This window comes from Actinoplanes sp. NPDC051411 (genome assembly GCF_040682075.1).
GTDB lineage: Bacteria > Actinomycetota > Actinomycetes > Mycobacteriales > Micromonosporaceae > Actinoplanes.
On the sequence record NZ_JBFBAD010000001.1, the window covers coordinates 167,540 to 187,777 of the forward strand.

16 protein-coding genes are annotated in these 20,238 nt (G+C 70.6%); 1 reads left to right on the forward strand and 15 read right to left on the reverse strand.

Features of this window, described 5'->3' with window-relative positions; all coding sequences use genetic code 11:
• Positions 1-164: 164 nt before the first annotated feature.
• On the forward strand, positions 165-1,352 hold the full coding sequence (locus AB0M88_RS00740; RefSeq protein ID WP_364093384.1) for a VWA domain-containing protein: 1,188 nt from the start codon (positions 165-167) through the stop codon (positions 1,350-1,352).
• 2,140 nt (positions 1,353-3,492) lie between these two features.
• Here the strand turns inward: AB0M88_RS00740 and AB0M88_RS00745 are convergent.
• From AB0M88_RS00745 to AB0M88_RS00815, 15 genes are all read right to left on the reverse strand, one after another.
• Positions 3,493-4,503 carry an ATP-binding cassette domain-containing protein gene (locus AB0M88_RS00745; protein ID WP_364093387.1) on the reverse strand — a complete coding sequence of 337 codons (1,011 nt, stop codon included), beginning with the start codon at positions 4,501-4,503 and terminating at the stop codon, positions 3,493-3,495.
• Between the two features lie 64 nt (positions 4,504-4,567).
• Positions 4,568-5,326 carry a hypothetical protein gene (locus tag AB0M88_RS00750; protein ID WP_364093390.1) on the reverse strand — a complete coding sequence of 253 codons (759 nt, stop codon included), beginning with the start codon at positions 5,324-5,326 and terminating at the stop codon, positions 4,568-4,570.
• A gap of 84 nt (positions 5,327-5,410) precedes the next feature.
• Positions 5,411-6,289: a fructose bisphosphate aldolase gene (locus AB0M88_RS00755; protein ID WP_364093393.1), complete on the reverse strand. Its 879-nt coding sequence runs from the start codon at positions 6,287-6,289 to the stop codon at positions 5,411-5,413.
• A gap of 32 nt (positions 6,290-6,321) precedes the next feature.
• A complete protein-coding gene (locus AB0M88_RS00760; protein ID WP_364093396.1) occupies positions 6,322-7,944 on the reverse strand; it encodes a methyl-accepting chemotaxis protein in 1,623 nt (540 codons plus the stop codon).
• 76 nt (positions 7,945-8,020) lie between these two features.
• Positions 8,021-9,595 (reverse strand): alpha-galactosidase, encoded by a 1,575-nt coding sequence (locus AB0M88_RS00765; protein ID WP_364093399.1) that lies wholly within the window; start codon positions 9,593-9,595, stop codon positions 8,021-8,023.
• Between the two features lie 81 nt (positions 9,596-9,676).
• On the reverse strand, positions 9,677-10,696 hold the full coding sequence (locus AB0M88_RS00770) for a LysR family transcriptional regulator (RefSeq protein WP_364093516.1): 1,020 nt from the start codon (positions 10,694-10,696) through the stop codon (positions 9,677-9,679).
• Positions 10,696-11,796 carry an acyltransferase gene (locus AB0M88_RS00775; protein ID WP_364093401.1) on the reverse strand — a complete coding sequence of 367 codons (1,101 nt, stop codon included), beginning with the start codon at positions 11,794-11,796 and terminating at the stop codon, positions 10,696-10,698. The genes AB0M88_RS00770 and AB0M88_RS00775 overlap by 1 nt, the downstream gene beginning before the upstream one ends.
• A complete protein-coding gene (locus tag AB0M88_RS00780) occupies positions 11,793-13,001 on the reverse strand; it encodes an O-antigen ligase family protein (protein ID WP_364093404.1) in 1,209 nt (402 codons plus the stop codon). Before AB0M88_RS00780 ends, AB0M88_RS00775 begins: the two co-directional genes overlap by 4 nt.
• A 5-nt stretch (positions 13,002-13,006) precedes the next feature.
• Entirely contained in the window at positions 13,007-14,290 is a 1,284-nt protein-coding gene (locus AB0M88_RS00785) for a hypothetical protein (RefSeq protein WP_364093407.1), read from the reverse strand.
• Positions 14,283-14,996, reverse strand: coding sequence for a sugar transferase (locus AB0M88_RS00790; RefSeq protein ID WP_364093410.1), 714 nt, complete (start codon positions 14,994-14,996; stop codon positions 14,283-14,285). Before AB0M88_RS00790 ends, AB0M88_RS00785 begins: the two co-directional genes overlap by 8 nt.
• Positions 14,993-16,636: a GNAT family N-acetyltransferase gene (locus AB0M88_RS00795; RefSeq protein WP_364093413.1), complete on the reverse strand. Its 1,644-nt coding sequence runs from the start codon at positions 16,634-16,636 to the stop codon at positions 14,993-14,995. The genes AB0M88_RS00790 and AB0M88_RS00795 overlap by 4 nt, the downstream gene beginning before the upstream one ends.
• Positions 16,633-17,751, reverse strand: coding sequence for a DegT/DnrJ/EryC1/StrS family aminotransferase (locus tag AB0M88_RS00800; RefSeq protein ID WP_364093415.1), 1,119 nt, complete (start codon positions 17,749-17,751; stop codon positions 16,633-16,635). The genes AB0M88_RS00795 and AB0M88_RS00800 overlap by 4 nt, the downstream gene beginning before the upstream one ends.
• Entirely contained in the window at positions 17,726-18,676 is a 951-nt protein-coding gene (locus AB0M88_RS00805) for a transketolase C-terminal domain-containing protein (RefSeq protein WP_364093418.1), read from the reverse strand. The genes AB0M88_RS00800 and AB0M88_RS00805 overlap by 26 nt, the downstream gene beginning before the upstream one ends.
• Entirely contained in the window at positions 18,673-19,473 is an 801-nt protein-coding gene (locus AB0M88_RS00810; RefSeq protein WP_364093421.1) for a transketolase, read from the reverse strand. The genes AB0M88_RS00805 and AB0M88_RS00810 overlap by 4 nt, the downstream gene beginning before the upstream one ends.
• Position 19,474: 1 nt before the next feature.
• Entirely contained in the window at positions 19,475-20,230 is a 756-nt protein-coding gene (locus AB0M88_RS00815) for a TylF/MycF/NovP-related O-methyltransferase (protein ID WP_364093424.1), read from the reverse strand.
• Positions 20,231-20,238 lie beyond the last annotated feature (8 nt).

Below are 20,238 nucleotides of genomic sequence, written 5' to 3' on the forward strand. Positions count from 1 at the left end.
CCCAGGGCTTAGCCGCACGCGACCTCAGTTGCACGGGGCAGGCCGCACGCGACCCAACTCCCACGAGGCCTAGCCACACAACCCCAAGTCACACTCGAACCCGGCCGCCCGGGGCCACCCCGGTTTCGATTCTTGCGGAAAAATGGAGATCGTGGGGGTCGCCTGTGGATAACCCGGTACCGGTAATCTTCCGCGGCGTCGACCGTGCGGCCTTTGCCGTGTCGTTCGCCGGGAAGTTGCGGAACGCGGGCCTCGCGGCCGGCCTCACCGAGACCGGTGACCTGGTCGGTGCGCTGGAAGTCTGCACGCTCGACAGTCCCGAAGCCGTCTACTGGGCACTGCGCGTGGCCACCGTCCGCCGGCAGCCCGATCTGGCCGTCTTCGACCGGGTTTTCGCGGCGGTCTTCACCGACGTCCCGCAGCTTGCGCTGAACCGGGGCACCGAGCCGCCCGGCAACCGCCGCGACGACGTCCATGTGCCGGTGAAGGCCGACACCGAGCGTGCGGCCGACGGCGGCGGCCTGCCGTGGGCGACGTTGCCCACTCCGGTGGCCGCGGCGGTCGGCCCGGCGGAGGGTCCGAGCGTGCCGCTGCTGCGTCCGAGTGCCCTTGCCGCCCTGGCCGAGCGGCCGTTCGAGGACCTCGACGCGGCGCAGATCGAGCAGCTCGGCGCGGCTCTGCGCGACGAGCTCACCCGCTGGCCGACCCGCCGCACCCGCCGCCACGAGACCAATTCGGCTGGGCGGCGGCTCGCCCTGCGAGCGACGGTTGCGCTTTCCCGGCGTACGGCGTGGGAGCCGGTCGAAATCGTCCGGCAGCGACCCATCCGGCGTCCTCGCCGAGTTGTGCTGCTCTGTGACGTCAGCGCCTCGATGCAGGCGCAGGCGGCCGCCTACCTGCATCTCATGCGGGCGTTCACTACGGTGGCCGACGCCGAGGCGTTCGCGTTCGCCACCGGGCTGACCCGGCTCACCCCGGCCCTGCGCCAGACCTCGCCCCGGCAGGCGATCACCCAGGCCACGGCGGCGGTGACCGACCGCTTCGGCGGCACCAGGATCGCCGCCAACCTGAGCACCCTGCTCGATTCCCACCACGGCAACACGCTGCGCGGTGCGCTGGTCATCGTGGCCTCCGACGGCTGGGACACCGACCCGCCCGAGCGCCTGGCGGCGACGATGGCCCGGCTGCGCCGCCGCGCGTACCGGATCTTGTGGCTCAATCCCCGCGCCGGCGCACCCGGCTTCACCCCGCGGGTGGCGGCCATGGCCGCCGCCCTGCCCTTCTGCGACGCCATGCTGCCGGCCGCGACCTTCGCCGACCTGGCCGCCGCCGTACGCCACCTGCGAAAGTGACGCGCGGAACCTGTGACGGTTTTCGTGGAGGGGGCGGCTCCTCGCGATCGAGGCTGCTTGGATCTGTTACGGGCGAGGCGCGCCGGCCGGCCGTCGTCACGGCGGCCTGTGTGATGTTGGCGCCGGGTGGCCCGCTGTTCGCCGGCGAGACCCACCTGGCTGGGGAACGGTTCTTCAAGGTCCCGGTGCCGGCCGGCGACGTGTGGTTCTTGGGGGCGCGGCGTCGCCTTCCGGTGGCTGGTCGAAATCGTCGGAGTCTCCGGCGGCCGCGCTGGCCGTGCCGGCGTTTCTCAGGCTGAAGTGGGAGTGGGCGGTCAGCTGGACCTTCGGCCTGACGGCATCCCTGAGCGCCGTCGGCCCCGAGAACGTCGACCCCCAGCTCAGAGCGGTGTGGCCCGTGTGGCTGGACACTGTCCTGACGGCGACAGCCGCGGTCTTGCTGATCGGCGCCCCAGGTGGGGGTACCGCGAGAAGCTCCTGTGACGGCGCCCGCTGAGTCCTCCCCATAGATGCCGACCACGACAACATGCCACAGTTGATGCACACTTCTGCCGAAGGCAGTGAGCCCGCCCGCACGCCTAATGCAACTATTGGCGCAACACTGAAACAAAGACACGCCGACATTCACCTTGTTGCCGACAGAGACAATTTCGGTGATTTATTGACCGAATGCAAGGGCATTGTCTCGACGATTTCGAGGGCATGGTGTTTGTTCGTTCGGTGATTGTGTTATTTGGACCGAGGTTCATCCCGCTGTTACGGCTGGGTGATTCTGGTCGATGCCGGCCGGGTGGTGCTCGCGCGAGGGTGCGCGCTGCACGCGGGCCCGTGTCGCTCGCGGGGTGAGCGGTGCAGTTGCCAGGGTGGGTGGCGGCGCCCGGGTGCCGGTCGGCGCCGATGGGATCGGTCGGCCGAGCCGGCATGGCCGACCGGGGAGGACGTGCCTGATCTGATCGGCGGGACCGGCCCGGTCGGCGGAGCGACCTGATCCGAGGCGCTGCGCGGTCTGACCGCAGGCAGCGGCCGACCACGCCGGCCTGGCCGGCATGGCTCGGTCCTCCTCTGTCTGCCGCTCGCAGCACTCGACCCGATCAGCCGGATTGGCCCGGTCGGCGGATGTGGCCTGGTTTGCGGATGGGCCTGGTCGGCGGATGTGGCTTGACCGGCGGAGGTGGTGGTTCCAGCAGGAGCGCTCTCACTGGGTGGAGCGGTCTCACGGGCGGGATCGACCTCACCGGCCGGAGCGCTGTCATTCGCGGGAGCGCTCTCACGGGCGGGAGCGCTTTCACGGGCGGGACCGACCTCACGGGCGGGACCGACCTCACGGGTAGGACCGACCCTATCGGCCGGAGCGCTCTCATCGGCTGGACCGACCTCACCGGCCGGATCGACCTCACCGGCCGGATCGACCTCACCGGCTGGATTGGCCTCGCCAGGCTCTGCGGCACCAGGGAAGACGAAACCCCGGCTGAGGGAAACGTTTCCGCTCGACACCTGAGCCGGTGGCCGGTCGGTGTCGGCTGGCTCGGGCTGCGGGACCGCGAGCTCGGACGCCCGGGAGCTGCCGGTGCGGTCGGCCGGCGCGACGACGTCACCATAGAGACGCAGGTTCATCGCCCGGCGGCCATGACGCTGCCGCAAACTCCATTCACGATGCCGCTCATGCTCGCGGCGAAACTGCTCAGCCGCGGGCGAATAATTGCGCGCCGCAGTCCGGTCCCGCCAAGACGCCACTTGCGACCGGGGAAAGAACTCGAGCTGCGCCATAAGCTATTTTCCCGCACCCGGATGGAGAAATGTCAGCCCCACCGGCGTGTCGATCATGCCAAATCGGTGCCGCGAAATGGATCACCAAATAGCGGGCTGGCGCCAAGCGATTGTTACCTTTGATAGCCGGGTCCGGCGGCCGTCGGGTATCGAGGCGATCGCCCGTGGATCTGGACGTGGGGTCGATTTCGGCCGCAGCCTCGGTGAGCGTGTCTGTGGCAGCGAACTCGGCTGCCAGGCGACGGCCCCGGTCCGCATGAACCAGCTCGATGATTGTCCTGGTCGTCCCGAGGGGGCGCAGAAGCGTCAGCCGCGCCACCACGCCCTGGACAATGGCCAGGATGCTGCCGAGACGTTCGACGCCACGAGCACGTTACAAGAAGCCGCCGGACTGGTGGGCCCACAGGGAAGCGTAAAGCCCGCCCTCGTGGAGAAGCTCGCGGTGAGTGCCGGAGGCCACGACCCTGCCCTCGTCGAGGACCACGATCCGGTCCATGCGGGCGATCGTCGACAGGCGGTGGGCGATCGCGAGTACGGTTCGCCCGGCCATCATCCGCTCCAGTGATTCCTGGATCGCCGCCTCCACCTCGGAGTCCAGGGCCGAGGTGGCCTCGTCGAGGATCAGGATCAGGATCAGGATCGGGGCGTCGCGGTGCAGGGCCCGGGCCAGGGCGATGCGCTGCCGCTGGCCGCCGGAGAGGCGGACGCCGCGTTCGCCGACCTGCGCGGCGTACCCGGAGCGGCCGGCGCCGTCGCGCAGAGCCTGGATGAAGCCGTCGGCCGCGGCGGCCCGGGTGGCCGTCGTGATGTCGCCGGTGCCGATGTTGTCGTGGACCGACCGGTTCAGCAGGGTCGCCTCCTGGCTGACCATGGCGATGCGCCGGCGCAGGCTTTCCTGCGTGACCGTCGTGATGTCCTGTCCGTCGATTTCGATGGTGCCGGCCTCCGGCTCGTAGAACCGCAGCAACAGGTTGGCCAGGGTGGACTTTCCGGCGCCGGAGCGGCCGACGAGGCCGACCCGCTCGCCGGCCCCGATCCGCAACGTCACGCCGTCAAGGCCGCCGACAGCGGCTCCGCCGACAGCGGCCCCGCCGACAGCGGCCCCGCCGCCGCCGGCAAGGGCGCCGCCGGCAAGGGCGCCGCCGTAGTGGTGGCTCACCCCCGTGAAGGTGATCTGGCCGCCGGTCACCTTGAGTTCGCCGGCGTTCGGCCGGTCGGCGATCACCAGCGGCTGCGCGATCGTGCCGAGCGACTTCCGCAGCACCCCGAGGGCGCCGAACAGCGCGGACACCGCGTCCAGCCGCCATTCCGCCAGCGGGCCGATCTGGAAGCTCAGCGCCACCGCCGAGGCGATCAGCCCGATCGGCGCGGCCCGATGCGCCACAGCTCGATGCCGTAGCCGACCAGCCCGGCCAGCAGGAGACCACCGAGCGCGGACATCGTGATGTTCATGGTGACCTCGAGCCGCTGGACCGCCAGGTGGGCCCGGCGGGCGGCCTCGAACACCCGCCGGGCCGTCGCGCGCTCGGCGGTGTCGTCGGCGAGGAGGGCCAGGGGTGTCGGCGTTCGCGTACGAGTCGACGAGCAGCCCGGTCAGCGCCGAGTCGGCCTCCTGCTGCCGGGCCGACGCGCTGCGGTAGCGCGGCACGATGAACCACATCAGGCCGGCGTAGCAGGCGGTCCACAGCCCGATCGGCAGCAGCAGCCGGGGATCGGTCGCGGCCATCAGGAAACCCGAGCCGATCACGTACGCGACGATGTACGCGATCGCGTGCACGCCGGAGTAGAACACGCTGGTGGTCGCCTCGCCGCCCGGTCAGGTCGCGCCGGAACCAGCCGACCGGCTGCCGGGCGACGTGCCGGTGGGGCCGCCAGGTGGCGAGGGTCAGCAGGTTCGGTCGGAGGACCAGGTCGTCCAGGCCCTCGTGAGTGAACTTCAGGGCCGGTCGCACGACCAGCACGAGCAGCCCGGCGCCCAGCAGCTCTCCGCCGTGCCGGGCGAGGAGCGTGGCCGGGGTGGTGGCCGTGAGCAGGTCGACGACGTGCCCGGCGTACCAGATCAGCCAGACCTCGATGGCCGCGCCGGCCGCGGCGAGCAGCACGGTGGTCGCCAGGACCGCCCGGAACGGCCGGGCGGTGTCGAGGAGGTAGGACCCGACGGTGTTTTTCAGTCCCCCGTCGCGAGCGAACGGATCGATGCGGAACAACCTGGCTCGGTGCTTCAGGCACGAGGCTAACCGCGCGGGCGGCTCACGCGCCGCCGATATTCGGCGTCCGATTCCGTACGCGGTTCAGGTCGTCGACGCTTCGTAGATCGCGGTGATCGCGGCCGCGAGAGTGCTGTCGAACGACGAGTCGGACTGGTCGCGGTGCAGGTCCTGCACGAGCGCGCGGGAGAAGCTCGCGATCAGGCTGTGGTTGCGGGCCAGGCGGGTGTCGGCCTCCTCCTGGCTGTAGCCACCGGACAGCGCGACCACCCGCAGCACCGCGGGATGCCCGATCAGGTCGGCGTAGAAGTCGTCGACGGTCGGGATGGAGAGCTTCAGCATCACCGGCGAGTCGAGCGGAAGACGGTCGAGGATGCCCTGTTTCAGCAGTTCCTCGGCCTTCTCCTTGTCGGGGCTGTGGATGTCGACCTCGGGCTCGAGGATGGGGACGAGGCCGGCGGCGAGGATCTGCTCGGCGTACCGGAACTGCTGGTCGAGGATCGCGGCGATGCCGCCGCCGTCGGCGTGGCTGATGAACGAGCGCATCTTGGTGCCGAAGACCCGGCGCCGGCCGGCCCGCTCGAGCAGCCCGTCGAGCCGGGTGAACGGTTTCATCAGGCGTACGCCGTCGGACTCCTCGGCCAGGCCCTCGTCGACCTTCACGAACGGGACGACGCCCTTGCGTTCCCACAGGTATTGCGGGGTGGGGACCCCGTCGACGTCGCGGTCCATGGTCTGCTCGAACAGGATCGCGCCGAGGATGCGCTCGCCGGTGAAGGCCGGTGACGTGATGATGCGTTCCCGGAACGCGTGCATGAGGTCGAACATCTGCTCGTCGTTCGAGTACGCCGACGAGGGCACGCCGTACGACTCGAGCGCCTTGGGGGTGCTGCCGCCGCTCTGGTCCAGCGCGGCGAAGAAACCGGCGCCGCCCGCGACCTTCGTTCGCTGCTCCTGATCCATGCCTCCATCCTGTCACCGCCGGCGCGGCGGCGTCAGGCGCGGAAGCGGGCGACCGCGCCCTTCAGCCGGTTGGCGACCTGGGCCAGCTCATCGGCTGATCGTTTGGTGTCTTCGACACCGCGGGCGGTGTCCCGGGCGGCGGACGCGACCCCGGTGATGTTGGCGGCGATGTCGGCCGAGGCGGTGGCGGCCGCGTTGACGTTCCGGTTCATCTCGGCGGTGGTCGCCGTCTGCTGGTCGACGGCGGAGGCGATGGTGGCCTGGAAGTCACTGATCCGTTCGATCACCGCGGCGATCTCGGTGATCGCCTCGGTGGCTGCGCTCGCGTCGGCCTGGATGGTCTGCACCCGGTGGCCGATGTCCTCGGTGGCCTTGGCGGTTTCCTGGGCGAGGTCCTTGACCTCGGTGGCGACGACCGCGAAGCCTTTGCCGGCGTCGCCGGCCCGGGCCGCTTCGATGGTCGCGTTGAGGGCGAGCAGGTTGGTCTGCTCGGCGATCGAGGTGATCACGTTGATCACGTTGCCGATCTCCGAGGAACTGGTGCCGAGCTTGGAGACCGTGACGGTGGCCGCTTCCGCGCTGTGCACCGCGGACGTGGCGACCTGGGCCGCTTCGCTCGCGTTGATGGCGACCTCCCGGATCGACGCGCCCATCTGCTCGGAGGCGGCCGCCACGGTGCGCACGTTTTCCGAGACGGTGCCGGCGGCCTGGGAGACGACGTCGGCCTGGGCCGAGGTCTGTTCAGCCGCGGCGGCGATGTGGGTGCTCGTGGTCAGCAGGTGGTCGGAGGAGTCGTTGAGGGAGCCGGAGCTGCTGATCAGCGTACGTATCACGTCGCCCAGGCCGTCCAGGGCCTGATCGAGTTCGGAGGCCATCCGGCCGAGTTCGTCGCGTTGACGGACATTGGCGCGCGTGGTGAGGTCTCCGGCGGACAACGAGCCCACCACCGTGGAGACGCGTGCCAGCGGCCGGGAGACGAGCCGGGTCACCAGCATCGACAGCGCGACGGCCAGCGCGACGCCGACGCCCAAGGTGATGGCCATGTCGCGGATCGCCGCCGCGGACGCCTCCTGCGCTTTTTTCTGGACGGCCGAGCTGCGCGTTTCGATGGACTTCGCGAGCGCCCCGGTCACGTCGACGATCTTGAAGTACAGGTTCCATGACGGACCCATGATCATGGCGCGGGCCTGGACGATGGCCTGCGGGGTGTTCCGCCGGTAGGTCGCGGCGATCTTGTCGTCCTGGGCCACCAGCTGCTCGAACATGCTCTGCAGGGAGGCGAGCTGAGCCCGCTCGGACGCGGTCAGGTACTGCGTGTGGGCCGCCGCCAGGTTGGCCTTGATATCGGCGACGATGCCCAGGAAGCCCTTACGGTTGTCGGTCTGCGGATCGACCGCCTTGGCGCCGCCCCAAAAACTGGCGTCCCAGGCGTAACTGATCTGATAACCGCTGAAGTCGGCGTTGTTGGTCTTCAGCGTGTCGATCTCGTGGCCGACGACACGCAGATCGGCGAGTTGCTGCACCAGATGCCGCTGCGTGGTCGTCGACCGGTAGCCGGTCGTGGCGACCGCCAGGGTCACCACGACCAGAACCGTGGCCAGGATCGTCAACTTCGTCGTGACCTTGCGGTCCGCTAACCAGCCTGTCAGATGCATCGTGTCCAACCCCCGTGCCGGCCTCTTCTCCTAATCATCTGCTCTTTGCGGGCCGTGCGGGTGAGGAACGTGTGGATCAGCGCAGCTGCCAGTCCTGGTTCGAGCCGCCGTTGCACGTCCACAGCTCGGCCAGGGCACCGTTGGCCCGGCCGGCGTCGTTGTTGCCGCCGGCGATGTCGAGGCAGAGCCCGGACTGGACGCCGGTGATGGTGCCGTCCGGATTGAGCCGCCACTGCTGGTTGGTGCCGCCGTTGCAGGTCCAGAGGGTCACCGGGCTGCCCGAGGCGCTGCCGTTGGCGTCCAGGCACTGGGCGCCGTTGTAGACCCGCAGCTCACCCGCCGCGGTCGGGGTCCACTTCTGGTTGGTTCCGGTGTTGCAGTCCCAGATCTCGGTCTTGGTGCCGTTCGCGGTCTCGTTGTTGTAGACGTCGAGGCAGCGGTTGGCGACCGCGCTGACCAGCTGCTTGGTCACGCCGACACTGGTGCCGCTGCCCGGCGAGACCCGGTACGCCACCACGCCGTGTCCGGGCACCGAGGCGCTGATCGAGCCGGTGGTCGTGGTGACCACATTGGACCACAGGTTGGTCAGCCGGTATTGCGAGGACGCCGCCATGCCGGCCGCCGAGGCGGAGGTGGAGACCACCGCGGCGCCCGCGTTCTCGTTGAACAGCGTGACCGCCACGTCGCCGTTGGCCAGCGGCTTGGCCAGCACGTCGAGCCCGCCCGACGACGAGATCTGACGCCCCTGCACGCCCCGGGAGTCCTGGTCGACCCCGATCACGTTGCCGTTGCGGTAGATGCCCAGCGTCTGCGGGGTCGCGCTGCGCAGGTCGGCGCCGATCAGCAGCGGCGCGGCCATCGCCGACCAGAGCGTGAACTCGGACCGGTCCTCCCGATAGGACATGCCGTTGCCGATCTCCAGCATGTCGGGGTCGTTCCAGGCGCCCTTGGAGGCGTACGGGTAGAGCCCGACGTTCTGGTGGTAGATCGACAGCATGCTGCCGTAGTTGGCCTGGATGTCCCCGGTTGTACGCCACAGGTTGCCGGTGCCGGCGCCCCACGTCCAGACGCTGTCCTCGCCCCACTCGCAGAGGCTGTAGACGATCGGGCGGCCGGTGGCGGCCAGCGCGTCGCGCATCGCGTTGTAGCGGACCTTCCAGTCGACGCCCTGGTTGTTGCAGTTGTCGTACTTGAGGTAGTCGACGCCCCAGGCGGCGAAGTCGGCCGCGTCGGTGGTCTCGTGGTTGAGGCTGCCCGGGTAGCCGGCGCAGGTGGCGGTGCCCGCGCTCTCGTAGATGCCGAGCTTGAGGCCCTTGCCGTGCACGTAGTCGGCGACCGCGGTGATGCCGCCGGGGAACTTCGCCGGGTCGGGCACGAGGTGGCCGCTGGAGCTGCGGGACTTCGACATCCAGCAGTCGTCGATGTTGACGTACTGGTAGCCGGCCGCCTGCAGGCCGGCTGCGGCGATCGTGTCGGCGGTCTGCTCGACCAGTTGAGCGCTGATGTTGCAGCCGAAGGTGTTCCAGTCGTTCCAGCCCATCGGCGGGGTGAGGGCGAGACCGTTGCCGAGGGCGGCGGCCGGGGAGGCGGGGATGAGGACCGTGGCTACGAGGAGAGCCGCGGCAGCGAGGACGTGGCGGACTGAGCGCATTCGTGCACCTCGATGTGTGTCCGTGTAGGAACACGTCTCATTAGGTGCCTTAATATGGACTCTCGTCAATAGAGCGAGCGATTAGCTCCACAGAGTTACATGAACGGACGGCTTGAAGTGCCCGACGTTGACCCCGGTGCCGCGCATCATCGCCTGGATCGCCCGCGGCGTGGACGCGAACCGGGCCAGCTCGGACGCGGCCGACGGCGCACCCTTCTCGGCCAGGGTCAGGGCGTGCCAGACCGCCTCGACCGTCGCCTGGGGACCGGCCAGCTGCACGAGCCGGCCGGCGCGTACGTCCGGAGCGACCGCGAAGGTCGGCGCGGGAGCGACGCCCTTGCCTCTCTTGGCCTCCTCGAGGGCGGCGGCGTGACTCTGGAAGATCTGCTGATGGTCCTCGGGGATCGCGAGCCGGTGCAGCAGAGCCTGCACCGCCTCGGAGGAGGCCGCGGCCGACGGCCCGAGCAGCCACGTCTGCTCCCGGAGCCGGCCGGCCGAGGCCGGAAGCGGCGGGGAGGCCGGAGCCGCGAGCGGCTTGCGAGGTGAGGGCACGAGCGTGGGCCGGGGTCCCGCGAGCGGATGGTCGGGTGCCGCGACGAGGACCAGACGGTAGTTCATCATCGGCCGCGCGAGCACCGCGTCCTCCGACACGACCGTGGGCAGCGGGCCGATCGCGATGTCGATCGCCCGGGTCAGCAGCAGGGTCTCGAACGCGGCCGGGTTGCGCACGCTCAGCTCGACGTCGAGGTCGTCGGCCCGGCTGGCGAACAGCTCGATCAGGCCTGGGGCGCCGTGCTCGGCGAACAGGCTCGATGCGCCGACCCGCAGCATCCGCCGCCCGCGCCCGGCCGCGCTGACCTCGAGCACCGTGATGTCCTGCAGGCCGAGCATCTCGGCGGCCCGGCTGGCCAGCCGCAGGCCGCCGGGGGTGAACGCGAGGCCGGCCGCGGTGCGGGAGAACAGCTGGTCACCCAGCTCCTTGCGCAGCTGGCCGATGTTGAGGGAGACCGCCGACTCGGAGACCGCCAGCTCGTGCGCGGCCTGCTTGACCGAGCCCAGCCGGACCACGGCCGAGTAGGCCCGGAGCTGGGTGGGGGTCATCACACCTGAAATGTATCGCGCGCGATCGGCGCCGGGCGACGGGCGAAGAAGCCGCGTAGCCGTCGTTCGGCGGGTCGTTCGACGGCGATGTGGAGAAGATGTGCGGCGCCGACGGAGGCGGCCAGCAGTCCGATCGCGAGGGCCAGATCGGCGGTGTGATCGAGTTTGTGTCCGGCCACGCCGGCCTGGAAGGCCGTGATCAGCGGGACGTGGATCAGATAGAGGGCGAATGAGCGGTCGCCCAGTGCGACCAGGGTGCGCGATCGCAATAGTGTTTTTTCGCCCCTGATGTCGGCCGTTGCCGCCGCTGCGATGATGGCGAACAGGAAGGGCAGCAGCGCCGAGTCGGCGAGGATTCTCGGTATCGCTCCCTCACTGTCGTGCGGAGCGAACCTCAATAGCGCCACGTAGACGCAGGCGCCACCGGCCACCGGGACCCAGGTCGGCCACGGTGCCCGCCAGCCGCGCCGGACGGTCAGGGCGAGGAGTATGCCGAGCGAGAATTCGCCGAGCCGGTAAAGAGGGTTCAGGTAGAGCAGGAATCCCCATGCGGTATCGGGGACGAGGAGAACAACAGCGAGCGCGGCGGCCGCCATCATCGCGATGGTCACGGCGGTGAGGCGGCGCAGGTGCTCCTGCTGCCATCGAGCCACTCGGATCAGAACCGGGAACAGGGCGTAGAAGAAGGCTTCCGCTCCGAGCGACCAGGATGGTCCGTTGAAGGCGTAGTGCCAGGCCGGGCTGGGGATCCAGACGTGTGTGCACGTGAGCACGAACGGAAGCGCACCCCATACCGGTGTTCCTCCGGAAAGATAGATAACGGGAATGGCGAGTGCGGTTACCGTGGCGTGCGGGGGCCAGATCCGGGCGAATCGGCGGCCGTAGAAGCGGCGGGCGGTGTCGCCGGGCCGGGCCGTCCAGGCGAGGACGAAGCCGGACAGGGCGAAGAAGAAGGCGACCGCTACGTATCCGAGGCTGGCCGTCTGGCCGATGAGATTCGGCAGACTGAATTGCAGGCTGAGGTGCAATATCACGACCGCCGCGGCGGCGAAGAACCGAAGGCTGGTCAGGGAGTTCAGGCGGTTCGCCGGTGTCGTCATGGCTGCGGCCCATCGCGACCGGCGGGGCGGACCGTGGCGAGAACCAGCAGGATCCACATGAGCCGGGCGTCGTAGTAGTCGCCGGAGAAGAGCGAGGCGCCGCCGACGAAGACGCCGCAGTAGCCGGCGGCCCGGGCCTCGAGCGACCGCTCGGCCCGGGGCACCTTGGCGAACTCGTGCCGCAACGTCACCCATGCGTTGATCAGGAGGAACAGGCCGACGATGCCGCCCTCGGAGGCGACCGCGAGTGGCAGATTGTGCACGTACCGGTCGTATTCGCCGAGGCTGGAGACGACGCTGAAGCCGTTCACCCCGGTGCCCAGGAAGGGCCGTTCCAGGAACAGGTGCAGGGCGTACTTGAACAGTTCACTCCGGCCGGAGGTGTAGCCCTGCTGGAAGGTCTCGGTGACGAAGCGCTGCTGCACGAAGGCGCCGATCGCGCGGCCCGCGATCGCCCAGGTGACGCCGGCCAAAGCGATCGTCGCCAGGACCGGCTTGGTGAGGCTGCCGCCGCGCTTCCCCAGCTTCTGCAGCGCCGAGGGGAGCGCGAGCACCAGTGTAATGATCAAGGCGACCAGGCCGCCGCGGGAGCCGGAGGCGAGCGCTCCGGTCAGGAACGCCGGCAGGCCGAGCAGCCAGATGGGCCGGCGCCGTCCGCGGAAGTAGAAGTAGACCGACGTGAACGCGCCGATGACCATGATCCGGACGAACACGTTGGGGCCACCGCCCGGCACCGCCCAGCGGCCGTTCGCGCCCCGGCCGAAGCCGGCCGCCGCGACCAGGAAGTAGAGCCAGGCGGTGACCTGGAAGCAGCCGAGGGTCAGCTCGACGACCCGGTCACGGTCCCATTCGGCCAGCATGACGTAGATGAAGACGAGGATCGCGACGCAGGTCAGGTCGATCATCGCGGGGCCGACCACGGCGTTGCCGGGCGCCCACGTGGCCGAGACGATCTGGTAGCCGATCAGCAGCAGGATCGCGAGCAGAGTGCCGGTGCCGGTACCGGCCGGGCGGTGACCGGACTGGTTCAGTTCGAGCGCGAAGCTCATCAGCAGGATCGCGAACAGCGGCACCCGGACGTCGTTGAGCAGCAGCGGCAGGTCGAAGCCGAGCCGGTCCAGGGTGAACCGCCCGGCCAGGGTCACGAGGAAGGCGAGCACGACGACCACGCCGGGCCGCCGCCGGGTGTCGGGAATGACCGTCATCGAGGTCATACCGACCGGGCCGCCATCGCGCGGACCAGCACGAGATAGCCGGCGACGCCGAGCGTCGCCGCGGCGAGGACGAAGGCGAGAACGGCCGCGAACGGAGGGTGCATCACCAGCCGGAGGGCGTACGTCAGCGGCACCTCGACCGCCAGCGACCCGACCAGCAGCCACGTCGTCATCGGCATGTCCTGCAACGCGTCGAGCGTCGGCCGGATCGCGTAGAACATCGCCACCGGCACCGCCGCGAACATACCGAGGCGCAGCACCGGCCCGGCCGAGGTGAACTCGTCGCCCAGGAACCAGCGGACCAGCACCGGCGCCAGCAGGACCACGGTCGCGCCGATCAGCGCCGCCACCGCACCGGCGGCGAACGGCAGTACGAGCAGGCCGCGGTGCATCGAGGTGCCGCCGCCCGGGTTATGGAAGATGCTGCTCAGCCGGGGGAGCAGCACCGGCGAGAGCATCGCGAAGACCGAGCAGACCAGGGTCACGGCGGAGGTCATGAAGCCGACGTACCCGGCATCGCCGGCGCCGGGCAGGGCGTTCGCCACGGCGAACGTCGGAAAGGCGAAGAGCGCCGGGAGCGCCAGGTCCCCGGGCGTACGCCCCAGGCCGTACCGGACGAGCCGCCGCAGTGACGCCTCGCCGTCGCCGGGTGGGGCGTCCGGGGATGGCCGGGTGACCGCGATCGCGCAGCCGGCCGCACCGAGCATCCCGAACCCCTGCAGCACCAGGAACGACTCGATGCCGGAGGCGAGGAAGAACGCGACCACCGGCACCACCGCGAGCCCGGCCAGCGAGGTCGCGTTGGCGAACGCCACCTGCCCGGTACCCCGCAACGCGGCCACCGAGGTGGCGCACAGGCAGTTCCCGGCGAGCATCACCGTGATCGCCCCGACCGCCGGCCGGCCGTCCAGCCCGAGCAGGTCGGAGAGCGGCTGGGCCAGGGCGTATCCGGCGATCGCGACCATCGCGATGATCGCGACCTGGATCGCGAACGCCCGCCGGGCCAGTGTCGCCGCCCGGGCCCCGCAGCGCGGCAGGTAGCGCTGGAGTCCGGTGCTCAGCCCGGCCGTCGCCAGCGGCTGGACGGTCGACACGGCGCCCCGCGCGATCTGGTAGAACGCGAACCCGTCGACGCGGCCGCGGGCGGCGACCAGGTGGAAGAGCACCAGCTGGAGTGCGAGCGACGACCACTGCACGGCCACCGAGGCCAGGTAGTCGTGCCGGATCGCGGCCGGTACCGAGTGCAGCAGCGACCGCAGCCGTCCGGCTGCCTCAGACATGAACCTTGGCCTGCCGCAGCGCCCGCTGCAGCAGCTCGTCGATCCTCGGATGCCCGAGCACGGCGAGCGCGGTCAGCCAGAGGATCCGCAGGTCGACCCGGAGCCCGTAGTGCTCGACGTAGGCCAGCCCGAGGGCGATCTTGCGCGGCCGGATCAGCTCGTCGTACGCCCGGTCGGGGTCGGCACCGGCGATGATGTCGCCCTCGAAGCGGAAGACGATCGAGGCCCAGTCGGTGATGCCCGGCCGCACGTCGAGCAGCCGCCTCTCGCCCTCGGTGTAGCGGGCCACGTCCCATTCGACCTGCGGGCGGGGGCCGACCAGGCTCATCTCGCCGCGGAGCACGTTGACCAGGTTGGGCAGTTCGTCGAGCTTCCCGCGGCGCAGCCAGCGCCCGGCGCGGGTCAGCCGCGGGTCGTCGGCCGCGGTCGAGTCGCCGCCGAGCCGGCCCGCGTCGACCACCATCGTGCGGAACTTCAGCATCGTGAAGGTGGTGCCGTGCCGCCCGACCCGGGTCCCGCGGTAGAACACCGGGCCGTGATCCTCGCGCCGGATCCGCCAGGCCGCGACCACGGTAAGCGGGGCCGTGGCGGCGAGCGCGACGGCGGCGACGGTGACGTCGATGGCCCGCTTGACGACGTCGTATGCACCGGCCCGCGTGCCGGCCCGGCGCCCGGTCGCCCGCTTGACGACCTGGTAACCGGTCATGGACGGTCCACCGAGTAGACGTAGACCCGGGAGCCGACGCCGCGGTGCACCGAGGTGTGGCCCTCCAGCCGCGCGCCCGACTTCTCGTAGAACCGGTGTGCGCGGGTCAGCTGGTCGCCGCTGACCGCCTTGACCGCGGTCTCGCCCTGCTCGGCGAACCATTCCATGAGCCGGGCCAGCAGCTGCTCGGCGACGCCCCGGCCGCGCCAGGCCGGCTGGACGACGACGTTGATGACCTCGGCCCGCGGCAGCTCGGCCGGGGCGGCCGACGGGTAGCGCAGGGTCTCGACCGCGCGCCGCAGACGGGCCGGGCTGAGCAGCCGGGGCAGCAGCACGCGGACGGCCGACGGCCAGCGCCGGAGCGCGAACTCGCGGTAGAGCGCCGAGGTGTCCCGGCAGCCGGCGATGTAGCCGATGGTCTCGCCGCCGGGCGCCAGCGCCACGAACATCTTGCAGTGGCGGCTGGTCGCCACGTGCCGGTAGAGCAGGCGCAGGGCCGGTTCGCCGAGCGTGGACAGGAAGCCCTCGCGGACCCCGTCGCGGTGCATCCGGGCCACGGTGGCGATCTGAAGGCGGGTCAGCGGCCCGTCGGTGAACCGGACGTCGCCCTCCTGTAGGGGCGCGTCCTCCGGCTCGGCCGCCGGCAGCGGCGCGGCGATGCCCCAGACCGAACCGGCGCCGTAGACGGTGTGGGTGACCACGAAGGCGACCGGCATCGCCACCAGCAGGCCCGGATCCCGCCTACGCCAGGCCAGGTGGGCGGACGCACCGAGTACGGCACCCGCGTACGTCAGCAGGCCGGCGCCGGTGAGACGGCGGACGACCACCGACCGGGGTGAGAGGGCGAGGCCGGCGGCCGAGCCGGCGACGAACGCGAGCGGGACGAAGTTGCGCCACCCGCCGATCCAGCGGCCGACCAGGCGGCTGGCCCGGAACGGCCAGTAGCCGGCCTCGAAGATCCAGGAGCCGTAGTCGCGCAGGCTGCTGCGCGCGTAGTAGGTGCAGACGATGTCCGGGATCAGCAGGATCTTGCCGCCGGAGGCGCGGAGCCGCTGGTTGAACTCGCGGTCCTGGGCCCGGGTCAGCTTTTCGTCGAAGTAGCCGATGCGGTCGAACACCTCGCGCCGCCAGCAGCCGCCGAAGACGGTGTCGATCCACTGTGGCTCGGACACCCCGACCCGGTGTTTGGCGTTACCGGCGGCCAGCGGATGCATGATCGACAGCGCGAGCGCCCGGCCGAGCAGGGTGTCGTCGCGCGGCAGCGACTTCAGGACGCCGCCGACGTTGTCCGCCTCCGGATGGGCCAGCAGAGCGAGCACGCACTTGCGCAGATAGTCGGGCTCGTAGAACGCGTGCACGTCCATCCGGACGACGATCTCGCCCCGGGCCTGCCGGATGGCCAGGTTGAGGCCGTCCGGCTTGCGATGGCCCGGGTTGTCGAGCATCCGCAGGGCCGGGTGGGCGGCCGCGTACCGCCGCAGGATGTCGCGGGTGTCGTCCTCGCTCATCCCGTCGACCAGCAGGATCTCCAGCCGATCCGCGGGATAGGTCTGCGCGAACAGTGAATCCAGGAACTCGGCGATGAACCGGCCCTCGTTCCAGCACGGGATGACGACGGTGACCAGCGGGAGATCGGTCATCGGCCCGATCCTCCGAAGAACCGGTGGATGCTCCCGGCCACATACTCGACCTGCCAGTCCTCCAGCTCGGGGTTCATCGGCAGCGAGAGGACCCGGCGGCAGAGGCGCTCGGTGTGCGGCAGCTGCCAGTGGTCGAGGCCGAGGCCGGGCTGCCGGTGCAGCGGAACCGGCCAGGAGATCAGCGTCTCGATGCCGTCGTCGCGCAGGTGCTCGGCCAGCGCGTCCCGCCGGTCGGCGGTGACCGGGTAGTTCTGGTAGACGTCGAAGCGCCGCTGGTCGGCGTCCGGCCCGACCGGAATCTGCAGGTCGGGCAGATCGCGCAGCATCTCGTCGTAGCGGGCGGCGAGCGAGCGCCGGCGCTGGATCCACTCCGGGAGCTGCCGCAGCCGCCAGTCGAGGATCGCCGCCTGCAGGTTGTCGAGCCGGCAGTTGTAGCCCCAGCCGTCGAGGTCGCTCTTGCCGACCCGGCCGTGGTCGCGCAGCGCGAGCAGCCGGTCGGCCAGAGCCACGTCGTCGGTCAGCACCGCGCCCGCGTCGCCCAGCGCGCCGAGCATCTTGGCCGGATAGAACGAGTACGTGCTGGCCAGCCCGAACGTGCCCGCGGTACGCCGTTCGAACGCCGCGCCGAGCGCCTGGGCCGCGTCTTCCAGCACCACCGCCCCGACCTCGTCGGCCGCCTTCTGCACCGCGTGCATGTCGACCGTACGGCCGTTGAGGTGCACCGGGATGATCACGCGGGTCCGTTCGGTGACCAGCTCGCCCAGCTGCTCGGTGTCCATCAGGTGGTCGCCGCCGATGTCGGCCAGCACCGGCTTGGCCCCGCGCAGCACGAACGGCGAGAGCGTCGCCACGAACGTGTGGGCCACCGTCACGACCTCGTCGCCCGGCCCGATGTCGAGTGCGTGCGCGAGCAGCCGCAGCCCGTCCGTGCAGTTGCTGACCCCGACCGCGCGGACCGAGCCGACGAAGCGGGCCAGGTTGTCCTCGAAGTCGTGCAGCTGCTGCCGCAGCATCAGGTCGCCGCGCGCGATGGTGTCCTCGATGACCGGCAGCAGTTCGTCGCGCTGGCGGCGCCACTGCTGCGGGTAGTCAACGAACTTGACTCGCCAGTCCACGGCTCGCCTCCCTGTGGTCGAGCACGCGCCGGCTGATCGCCTGCGGATCGAGGCCGTGCGCCGCGCGCAGATAGTCCTGGTCGCCGACGAGCGAGAAGGTCCGGTTGGGCAGGCCGATGCGGACCAGCGGAACCCGGTCCGGCCACTCGGCCAGGGTCTCGGCGATGGTGCTGCCCAGGCCGCCGACGATCGAGTGCTCCTCGATGGTCACGATCGCCTCGTAGCGCTGGGCGGCGTCCTTCACCGCGCACACGTCGAGCGGGTTCAGCCAGGGGAACGACCGTACGTCGACCGGCAGTCCCGCGGCCTCGAGCAGGTCGGCGGCCTGAACGGCCACGTCGAGGATGCCGCCGGTCGAGAACAGCACGACCGGGCCGCCGCGGTCGCGGACGAGCACCGACTCACCGCGTACGAGGGAAAGCGGTGCCGGATGCACCGGGCTCTCGCCCGCCTTGCCCAGCCGCAGATAGGCCGGCCCGCCGTTGGCCAGGAGGTCGGCCATGACCGCGCCGGTCTCGACCGGGTCGCCGGGCGCGGCGACCGCGATGTTCGGTACCGCCCGCATGATCGCCAGATCCTCGGTCGCGTGATGCGACATCCCCAGGGCCCCGTACGCCATCCCGCCGCCGACCGCCACGACCGTCACGTCGGCGTGGTGGTACGCGATGTCGTTGCGGATCTGCTCCAGGCACCGCAGCGTGGGGAAGTTCGCGATCGAATAGGTGAACACCCGGGCCCCGCCGAGTGCGATCCCGGCCGCGATCCCGGCCATGTTCTGCTCGGCCACCCCGACGTTGAGGAACTGTCCCGGGCACGCCTCGATGAACGGCTCGACCACCCGGAACCCGATGTCGGCCGTGATCAGCACGAGGTCCGGGTCGCGCCGGGCGGCCGCGGTGAGGTCTTCGAAGAACCGTGTTCTCACAGCGCACCCACTTCTTCGAGGGCCCGGCGCAGCTCGTCCTCCGAGGCGTGCTGGTAGTGCCACGCGATGTCGTTCTCCATGAACGAGACGCCCTTGCCCTTGACCGTGTGGGCGAGCACGCACCGCGGGTTGGTCGGCGACAGGATCGCCAGCGCGGCCGTGAGCTGGTCGTGGTCGTGCCCGTCGACCTCGATCGTGTCCCAGCCGAAGGCCCGCCACTTGTCGGCGAACGGCTCCAGCTTGGCCGTCGCCTCGGTCGGGCCCATCGCCTGGAGCTTGTTGTAGTCGACGACCGCGACCATGTTGTGCAGGTCGTGGGTGTGCGCGAACATCGCCGCCTCCCAGACGCTGCCCTCGTCGCACTCGCCGTCGCCGAGCAGCACGTACGTGCGCCACTGTTCGCCGCGCTGCCGGGCCCGCCAGGCCAGCCCGGCCGCGACCGACAGCCCGTGCCCGAGCGACCCGGTCGACAGCTCGACGCCCGGCACCCCGACGTGGCTGACGTGCCCGGAGAAGAACGACCCGTTCTGGTAGTGCTGGTCGAGCAGTTCGGTTCCGAAGAAGCCGCGCTGGGCCAGCACCGCGTAGAGGGCGGCGCCGGCGTGACCCTTGCTCATGATGAAGCGGTCCCGTTCGGCCCAGTCCGGGGCCTTTTCGTCGACGCGCAGAACGATGTCGTAGAGGACGGCCAGGATGTCGGCGCACGAGAGCGCCGAACCGACGTGTGAGCTGCGGCCGCCGCTGGTCATGCGGAGGACATGCTCCCGTACCGCCCGGGCGGTCTCGGTCGACGACATGTCAGATCACCGCGTACCCGATGTAGGGGTCGAACTCGAACCGCCGCAGCTCCAGCCGGTTGAGGCCCAGTTCCTCCCGGGCGGCCGTGGTCTCGCCCGGCCAGAGCGGGTTGTCGAGCTCGTCGAAGGCCAGCACCGCGCCCTTCGGCATCCGCGGCACCAGGTGCTGAAGCGCGACCTTCGTCGGCTCGTAGAGGTCCAGGTCGAGGAAGAGCAGGCTGACCACGAGATGGGGGTTCTCGGCGACGAACGCCGGGATCGTCTCGGTGACGTCGCCCCGGATCAGCCGGGCCTTGGGCAGGTGGCCGAGGAACCGGTCGGAGTCGTAGATCTCGAGCAGCCGGTTCAGCTCGTCGTAGCTGTCGGCGGCCAGGTCGCCCGGCGCCGCCCCGGTGGTCGACGGCAGGTCGGCCGCCGACACCGCCGGGAAGCCGCCGAACGAGTCGAAGCCGTACAGCCGGCGGGTCAGGTTGGTCGGCTCCAGGGCGGCGCTGAGCTGGGCGAAGGTCATGAAGCCGGCGCCCCGGAAGACGCCGCACTCGACGATCGAGCCCTTCACCGGCAGCACCAGCTTGAACAGCTCGTAGAGGGCGGCGAACCGGGTCACCTGGGCCCGCCGGGCATAGCGGGCCATGCTGGCCAGCCGGGTCGGCAGGTCGTCCGGGCTGCGCTCGAAGACCTCGGCGATCCGGCCCGGGACTCGTCGCTCAGCCTCGGTCTGCAAGCCGCCCGGGGCGCTGGTCGGGGTGGGCGTCACGGGTCCTC